Source organism: Carnobacterium sp., assembly GCF_032094055.1.
Lineage (GTDB): Bacteria > Bacillota > Bacilli > Lactobacillales > Carnobacteriaceae > Carnobacterium_A.
In genome coordinates this window covers 1-7,612 of sequence record NZ_DAMDAK010000023.1, presented here as the reverse complement: position 1 = coordinate 7,612, position 7,612 = coordinate 1, and the positions used below count along the sequence as shown (strand labels likewise).

The 7,612-nt window shown below is 36.4% G+C and carries 8 protein-coding genes and 1 pseudogene; 1 reads left to right on the top strand and 8 read right to left on the bottom strand.

Annotated elements, in window-relative coordinates:
• Positions 1-146: 146 nt before the first annotated feature.
• The 3 genes and pseudogenes from RT405_RS05335 to pepA form a co-directional block, all read right to left on the bottom strand.
• Positions 147-608: a universal stress protein gene (locus tag RT405_RS05335; RefSeq protein ID WP_313468199.1), complete on the bottom strand. Its 462-nt coding sequence runs from the start codon at positions 606-608 to the stop codon at positions 147-149.
• A 31-nt stretch (positions 609-639) separates the two neighbouring features.
• Positions 640-963 (bottom strand): thioredoxin family protein, encoded by a 324-nt coding sequence (locus RT405_RS05330; protein ID WP_313468197.1) that lies wholly within the window; start codon positions 961-963, stop codon positions 640-642.
• A gap of 20 nt (positions 964-983) precedes the next feature.
• Positions 984-2,046: pseudogene (gene pepA, locus RT405_RS05325) on the bottom strand (glutamyl aminopeptidase).
• A 175-nt stretch (positions 2,047-2,221) separates the two neighbouring features.
• Here pepA and RT405_RS05320 point away from each other — a divergent pair.
• Positions 2,222-2,557, top strand: a complete 336-nt coding sequence (locus tag RT405_RS05320) for a PepSY domain-containing protein (RefSeq protein ID WP_396163318.1) — start codon at positions 2,222-2,224, stop codon at positions 2,555-2,557.
• A 51-nt stretch (positions 2,558-2,608) separates the two neighbouring features.
• Here RT405_RS05320 and trmB read toward each other — a convergent pair whose 3' ends face one another.
• The 5 genes from trmB to RT405_RS05295 form a co-directional block, all read right to left on the bottom strand.
• Positions 2,609-3,256: a tRNA (guanosine(46)-N7)-methyltransferase TrmB gene (gene trmB / locus RT405_RS05315; RefSeq protein WP_313468195.1), complete on the bottom strand. Its 648-nt coding sequence runs from the start codon at positions 3,254-3,256 to the stop codon at positions 2,609-2,611.
• Positions 3,257-3,342: 86 nt separating this feature from the next.
• Complete coding sequence (locus tag RT405_RS05310) at positions 3,343-4,140, bottom strand: phosphotransferase family protein (protein ID WP_313468194.1); 798 nt, start codon at positions 4,138-4,140, stop codon at positions 3,343-3,345.
• A gap of 324 nt (positions 4,141-4,464) precedes the next feature.
• On the bottom strand, positions 4,465-5,907 hold the full coding sequence (locus RT405_RS05305; RefSeq protein ID WP_313468192.1) for an MDR family MFS transporter: 1,443 nt from the start codon (positions 5,905-5,907) through the stop codon (positions 4,465-4,467).
• A gap of 112 nt (positions 5,908-6,019) precedes the next feature.
• Entirely contained in the window at positions 6,020-6,880 is an 861-nt protein-coding gene (gene dat, locus RT405_RS05300) for a D-amino-acid transaminase (RefSeq protein ID WP_313468190.1), read from the bottom strand.
• 96 nt (positions 6,881-6,976) lie between these two features.
• Positions 6,977-7,612 (bottom strand): ABC transporter permease (locus RT405_RS05295; RefSeq protein ID WP_313468188.1); only part of this gene is annotated, 636 nt, incomplete at its 5' end.

Genomic DNA, 7,612 nt, shown 5'->3' with positions numbered 1-7,612 from the left:
GTTTCTTTTGATTCTTCTTTGAAAATACGAGTAACATTCCCTTTTGTTTCAAAACTTTGTTCTGAGAACACACTGTTACCTGTCATAATCATTAGCGTATCGCCAACACCGTTTCTGTTATAACTACTAATTATCATCTGTTTTTATCATCCTTTTTCAGTATTTCTAACAACTAGCACATCGCAAGGAGCATGTCGAATAATATATTCGCTTACGCTTCCAATCATCCAGCGTTCAATCATATTTAACCCTGTACTTCCTACGATGAGTAAGTCCGCATGGTATTTTTCTGGAATTTCTTGAGTTAATAATAATTTTGGTGACCCTTTAAATAATTCAGTTTTAACGGATCGTACTTTAGCTTCAGCTGCTCTGTCTTGATATTCAATCAATAAGTTTTCCATTTCAGCCGCATCAAATTCAATAACATCAAAATTGGCACTTTCAATTCCCATATTATAAGAACTTGAATCAATGACGTGCGCAATGATCAACTCACTATTGTTCCTTTTAGCAATTAAAATGGCTTTTTCAAAAGCCTCTTTAGCTGACTCGCTTCCATCGACCGCCACTAGAACATGAGCATACTGCTGTATAGTTGTTTCCATCTTCTCATCTCCTTAATACTTTCATCGTCTTTTATTCAAGGTTGTCTAAAGATTGAATAAAAGCTTCAATTTCTGCTTTTGTTTTGCGGTCTTTACTGACAAAACGTCCTACTTCTTGTCCGTTTTCGAAAGCAATAAAACTAGGAATACCAAAAACAGCTAAATCTCCACATAAGTCAAGAAACTGATCTCGATCCACTTCAATAAACTGGATTTCTGGATGGTCTTCGACTATCTCAGGCATGATGGGTTTAATAAAATTACAATCGCTGCACCAATCCGCTGTAAAGAAAAAGATCACTTTTTCTTCTGTAGTTAAAGAATGAAATTCCTCGATTGTTGTTAATTTTTGCATCACTATCGCTTCCTGTCTGATTAATTATTTTTCATAATGGTTTCAAATGTGCTGCGGTCCAAAGTACGTGCAATTTGTAAGACCATTTCTTTAGCTGCTGCATAATCATCAATATGAAAAACGGTTTGATGAGTATGTATATACCGAGCACAAACTCCAATCACAGCACTTGGAACGCCATTATTCATTACTTGAGCTGCTCCAGCATCTGTTCCGCCTTTTGAAACAAAATACTGGTAAGGAATATGGTTTGTTTCCGCTGTATCTAATAAAAATTCACGCATTCCTTTTAATGTGATCATTCCAGGATCTTGGATTCTAAGTAAAAAACCTTCGCCTAAATGACCATAGCTTGCTTTATCACCTGTTAAGTCATCTGCTGCTGAACAATCGACAGCGAAAAACAAATCTGGTTTGAATTGATGAACAGCTCCTTTAGTTCCCCGTAAACCTACTTCTTCTTGAACATTTGCTCCTGCAATCAACGTATTAGGCAACTCTTCGCCAGCCAATTCTTTTAAAGCTTCTATCACTACTGTTGTTCCATACCGGTTATCCCAAGCTTTCATTAGCCATTTTAACCGTTTCAACATCTGGCACAATTGTATCGCCAGGTCGAACACCAAAAGCTTCAGCTTCTTCTTTAGAATCAAACCCTGCATCAAAAAGAATATCGCTGATTTCGATTTTTCCAGTTTTACCGTCTTTTCCTCTCAATAAATGTGGTGGGACAGAAGAAGAAACGCACGGATAATCTCCTTTGGCTGTTTGCAAAGTAAACCGTTGAGCTGAAACTACATAAGGATTCCATCCGCCCAGAGGAACTACATTGAATAACCCTTGCTCAGTAATACGGGCTAACATAAACCCAACTTCATCCATATGAGCCGCTACCATGATTTTTGGTGCATTTTCTGCTTTGCTTTTTCGAATACCAAATATCCCGCCTAGTCCATCTTGTCTTACTTCATCAACTAAAGGAGTTAATTGCTTACGCATTTCTTCACGGACCCGATGTTCAAAACCACTGGTCCCTTGTAGTTCTGTCATTTTTTTAATCAGTTCAAATGTATTATTTTCCATTACTTATGTATTCATAAAAGTCCTTCTTACTTTTATGATCTCCTTTCTCGTGATAATTGCTTCCATTGCTATTATACCTTACTTATCCTTAAAATTTAAGATAGAAGACTTTTTTTTCAATAAGTAGTATACTAATTGGAAGACAATAAGCTGCTTGAAAGGGCGGGATAACATGATGAATATAGATAAAAAAGTAACGAGTTATACAGCAGCCAGTGGTTTTTTGTTCGGTGCAGGCATAGCTTGCGGTTATTTTTTGAGCCGGTACATTCAAAAAAATAAAGCCATCAATGGCGATCATATTTTAACAGATGTAAAAAAATTATTTTTAAAAGAAGGTCCGATTGAAGGGTCTTGGATCGAATTAAAGAAAGTACCTCTTCAAAAATTTGCTCTCAAAACGGATGTTTACTACGGCGGAGTTTCCAGAATGGAAGAAGATCAATTAGTCCAATATGAGTTTATTGCCGATGCTTATTCTGGCAGTATTCTAGATATCTATCGCATTTAATGAAGTTAAAAAAGCTGAAAAGGTTTCTTTTAAGAAGCCTTTTCAGCTTTTTTACCCTCTTTTAGGAAACTTTGCCACTACTCGATAAATACGCTGACCACGGTTAGAAAATTTTTCCTCGTACTCTGTCATGATATTTCCTTCAAAATCACTTTCATGTAGATTTAACCACACTTGTTCTAAAATCATACCATATTTAGAGAAGCTAGTTAATGAGTATTCAAATAATCCTTGATTATCTGTTTTAAAATGGATTTCGCCTTCCGGGACAAGTACTTCTTCATAATTCGTTAAAAACGAAGGGTATGTTAGGCGACGCTTTTCATGTCGCTTTTTCGGCCAAGGATCTGAGAAATTTAAATAAATTTGATCTACTTCTCCTTTAGCAAAATACTGTGTTAACGAACCACCGTTCACGTGTAATAACTGCAGATTGGGTAATGCTGTTTCAATCAACTTATCTAACGCGACTACTATTACACTTTCTTGGAGTTCAACTCCAATATAATTAATGTCAGGATGTTGCTTAGCCATTTCAGTTATAAAGCGCCCTTTACCCGTTCCTACTTCTATATGAATCGGGTGAGAGTTATTAAACCGTTCATGCCATCTTCCAACCCATTCTTCAGGTGTATTGGCAATATACTGTGAATATTCAGCTATTTTAGCTGGTGCACCTGGCTTCTTTCTTAATCGCATGTTTATTCTCCTATCCTATTCCGTTTTGCTTTTCCTCAAGATCATGCTAAATAATTAGGACCCTCTTCTGAATCACGAAGAGGATCCTAATTATTATCATCTTTTGCTAATTGATGAAGCGTCTGTAATTTTAAAATGTCTTGATTCATTTCGTAAAATCGTGCTTCATGATGATGTCGTTTAGTTTGAGCTAAATAATTCATAGCAGCATACCACGTCACACGTTTGATCAGTTCGTCAGTGACTGTGACTCCGTAGTGTTCTAACCAGCCAGGCCAGTCTTCTCTTTCCACATATTGAAAAAGTAACATACTTAAATCCATTGCTGGGTCAGCTAACATAGCGGAGTCCCAGTCAACTAAGTACAATCTATTTTGATCAGATAACAACCAGTTTTTTTGGTAGATGTCCCCATGACAAACTCTTGGCGTAACAGTTTTCATCATCCCAACTTCACTTTTTAATTTAAGTAGAATGTCATTCAATAATGGGTGGATTTTTAAGTCATGCGGTAAATCATTTTCATATTCTTGAAGCAAGCGCTGAGGAGTTACTTCTTCTCCGCCTACACGCGCAAGCATTCTTCTTAATGGCTCGGAAGTATGAATACGGCTGAGTAGTTGTGCAACTTCAGGAGATGACATTTCATTGCTTTTAAGAGTTCGACCATTTAACCATTCTTGTGCTGTTAAAACATCTCCATTTCCAATACGTTTCGTCCAAATTAATCGTGGAGTAATGCCTTCAACAGAAAGCGCAGCTAAAAAAGGCGAAGAATTCCGCTTCAAAAAAAGCTTTTCCTCTGCTCTGATACCCATATATGCCTGTCCTGTATCACCACCAACTGGATGCAACTTCCATCCAGAATCAATTTCAAAATCCATACCCTATCATTCCCTGTTTTATATTCAACTGCTTTTCCCTGTAGACAAAAAAAGACAGATATCACAAAAGACATCTATCATTCTGTTCTTTTCTATTTTAGATAGAATTTTTAATTCCGTCAAGCGCATATACGTTCTTTTTTGATTATTCATTTTGAATTTGAGCCTTTTTTAAGATACATTTACTTTTTCTTATACTAAATTCCCACATCTTCTTGGTCAGCCGTAGATCATTTAAGAAAAAGAAGAAAAAAGCTACTTTAAAAGCATGCAGAAAGATAATACCTTCTGCATGCTTTTATTTTCTGAGCATTTTTAATTTAGTTACTTAGTATGTGTAGTGATTTTATCTGGAATAACAGGATTTTCTCTGATAAAGAAAGTCATGATCAACGCGATGAACGAGAAAACTCCGACTAAGAGAAAGACCGCTTGAAAACCAGCTAAGTCAGCTAATTGAGTCGATTGCAAGGCTTTAGCAGCATTACTATTTGAGGCTAATGTCATCACTACTACAAATAACGCTGTCCCCATTGATCCTGCTAGCTGGCGCTGCGTATTGAACATTGCTGAAGCATCGGGAGCCATTGTAAGAGGTACCGCATTGAATGCAGCTGTTTGCAGCGGCATTAAAGTTAAAGAAAAACCTAATGAACGGAACATTTGTAAAATCACTAGTGTTTTGATCGTTGTTTTTAAATCAACAAAACCAAATAGTAACGTTGTGGTCGTGATTAACAATAAACCGATTACGGCTAATTTCTTACCGCCGTATTTATCAAAAAGCCGACCAGTAATCGGGCTCATTACAGCAATGATAATGGATCCTGGAAGTAAAACCATCCCTGATTGCATTGGTGATAATCCCCGGATAGTTTGGAAGTAAATCGGCAATAGAATGATCGCTCCATATAAGCCCGCTGTAATAACGAAAGAAATCATTAAATTCAGACGGTATCCTCGATAGCTAAAGACTTTAAAATCCAACAATGGAGAGTCGATCTTATTACTCCTTCTAACCAGTAAAATGATGGCTGCCGCTCCAACAGCTATTGCCAGAGCTACATTTATACTGAAAAACGGATTTGAAGAAGCATTACTGAAACCAAACAACAAGCCGCCAAAACCAACTGTTGAGTAAATGACACTAAGCCAATCTAGACGTGGCCGACTTAGTTCTCCTACATTTTTCAATACAAAGAAAGCAACGATAACATCTAAAACTGCAAAGGGTAAAATAAAATAAAAAATCATGTTCCAGTGGAAGTTTTGGACTACCCAGCCGGAAAAAGTCGGACCGATAGCAGGCGCAAAATTCATTGCCAGACCGATCAGTCCCATTGCGGCTCCGCGTTTTTCAATTGGGAACATATAGAGCACAACAATCATTTGTAAAGGCAAAACAATTCCTGCTCCTACTGCTTGTATCATTCGTCCCATAATTAAAACACTATAGACTTGAGAAGTAGCTGCAACAAATGTACCAATTGAAAAAACGCTCATTGCGAAAAGGTAGAGTTGCCGAGTTGTAAAACGATTGACTAAGTAAGCTGTGATAGGCACCATGATTCCGTTAATCAACATATAAGCAGTCGTTAACCATTGTCCTTGATTTGGAGTAATCGAAAATTCTCGCATAATACTGGGCAAAGCTGTGCTCATCAAAGTTTGATTTAGAATAGTAACGAATGTTCCCATTATAATAACACCTAAAATCGAAATAATTTGTTTTAATTGCATAGGTTCTTTTTCTATCTGACTTTCCATAAAGTCACTCCCTTTTTATAATCATTTAAAAAACGCTGATTCTTGAATACCAAGAATCGCGTTTCTATAAAAATCTCATCAATTTAATTGTTTCCGATTAAATTTTGTCCGCTCAATTAATCTTACCACATTGTGCCTCTACTGCACTAGTATAGAGTTCCTGCAATCTTTTTACAACAGGTCCACATTGACCGTTACCTACTGGCACTCCATCAATTTCAATTACCGGCATGGCTTCCATGGTTGTGCTAGAAGCAAAAACCTCATCAGCCTCTTTTAATTGTTCAAGAGTGAATACTTCTTCTCTTACAGGAATTCCTGCTTTTCTAGCGACTTTTAACAAGACCAATTTTGTTATACCTGGCAAAATCAGGTTCCCGTCAGGATGAGAATAAAGCACTCCATCTTTAATTATGGATAGATTGGAAGATGAACATTCTGTTACATTTCCTTCACGGTGAAGAATTGACTCATCTTTTCCTAGTTTATGCGCCTCATGCTTAGCCATGATATTTCCTAACAAACTGATAGATTTTATATCACAATGCAACCAACGCGTATCAGGAAGAGTAATGGCAGTAATCCCTTTTTCCATTTTTTCTTTGTCTCGTGGAACAGTGGTTGTCGTTGCCGTAAATACTGGAGCAGTAACTGCCAAATCAGGATACCCATGGTTTCTGGGACTAGCAATTCCTCTAGTTACTTGTAAGTAAACATTTCCTGTAGCAAGTTGATTGACTTTTATCAATTCATGTAACAAGTTTTTTAGTTCTGGTTTTGTAAAAGGTAAAATCAAGTCAATCTTTTCTGCTCCCTTAAACAAACGATCTATGTGTTCATCTAGCGTAAAAAAAGTCCCATTGTAAGCACGAATCACTTCATAAAGACCATCAGCAAATTGATACCCTCTGTCTTCCATATCAATGACAACAGTATCTCGTTCAACAAGTTGATTATTCCAAATAACTTTCATGTTTCCGCCTCTTCCGCTTAAATTAATAATACATGTGTTAGTTTTTTATTTTTATTAGCTTTGTGAATACAAAAATCAGCTGCCTGTTCTTTTGGTTTAAAAATAACGTGTCTTTTCCATCTTCTTTATTCTTTTTGGCAGATAAAAGTAACTGAAAAAAATGCAGAATAAAAACATTAAAATAATAAAAGCTAAGCTTTTTGGTAATGTGAAAACAAATAAAGCCGCAATTCCAATACCGCAGCTTTCACCGATCAATATAACGAGAATTGTTTTTTTTATGGCTTTAAGTTTTTGATTCTGATCAACTGGATATAAGACAGTTACTGCATTATTGTCAAAATGAAAATACAATGGTGCTAATTGAAAACCAGTTAAGTATAAAAACACTACTGCTAAAAACAAATTCAGTAAGAGTGGCTTAACAAATACAGTCAATACTATTGCTATTATAGCCAATCGAAAAAAAAGTCCGCTATATTCTGTTCCGCGTATAAAAGCACGCGTATAAAGGTAGTGGAACGTATTTTTGTGCTCTTTTTTACTATTTTTCAAGAAAACATCCATGTAACGGCGCCTCTTTGTACTACTTTTTAAAATTGGCACATCTGTAAATAAATTGATAAATTGAAAAATACGCTGAACTCGTTGGCTCTCTTGTGTAACCATTTGTTGCCATTGGTACGGTAAACCTTCAGATAAAGTCATTTCGTATCTATACCATCCAAATTG

Coding starts and splice junctions, on each gene's coding strand:
- RT405_RS05330 (WP_313468197.1), bottom strand. CDS start 963: ATGCAAAAATTAACAACAATCGAGGAATTTCATTCTTTAACTACAGAA.
- RT405_RS05310 (WP_313468194.1), bottom strand. CDS start 4,140: ATGGATTTTGAAATTGATTCTGGATGGAAGTTGCATCCAGTTGGTGGT.
- trmB (WP_313468195.1), bottom strand. CDS start 3,256: ATGCGATTAAGAAAGAAGCCAGGTGCACCAGCTAAAATAGCTGAATAT.
- RT405_RS05335 (WP_313468199.1), bottom strand. CDS start 608: ATGGAAACAACTATACAGCAGTATGCTCATGTTCTAGTGGCGGTCGAT.
- RT405_RS05320 (WP_396163318.1), top strand. CDS start 2,222: ATGAATATAGATAAAAAAGTAACGAGTTATACAGCAGCCAGTGGTTTT.
- RT405_RS05305 (WP_313468192.1), bottom strand. CDS start 5,907: ATGGAAAGTCAGATAGAAAAAGAACCTATGCAATTAAAACAAATTATT.
- dat (WP_313468190.1), bottom strand. CDS start 6,880: ATGAAAGTTATTTGGAATAATCAACTTGTTGAACGAGATACTGTTGTC.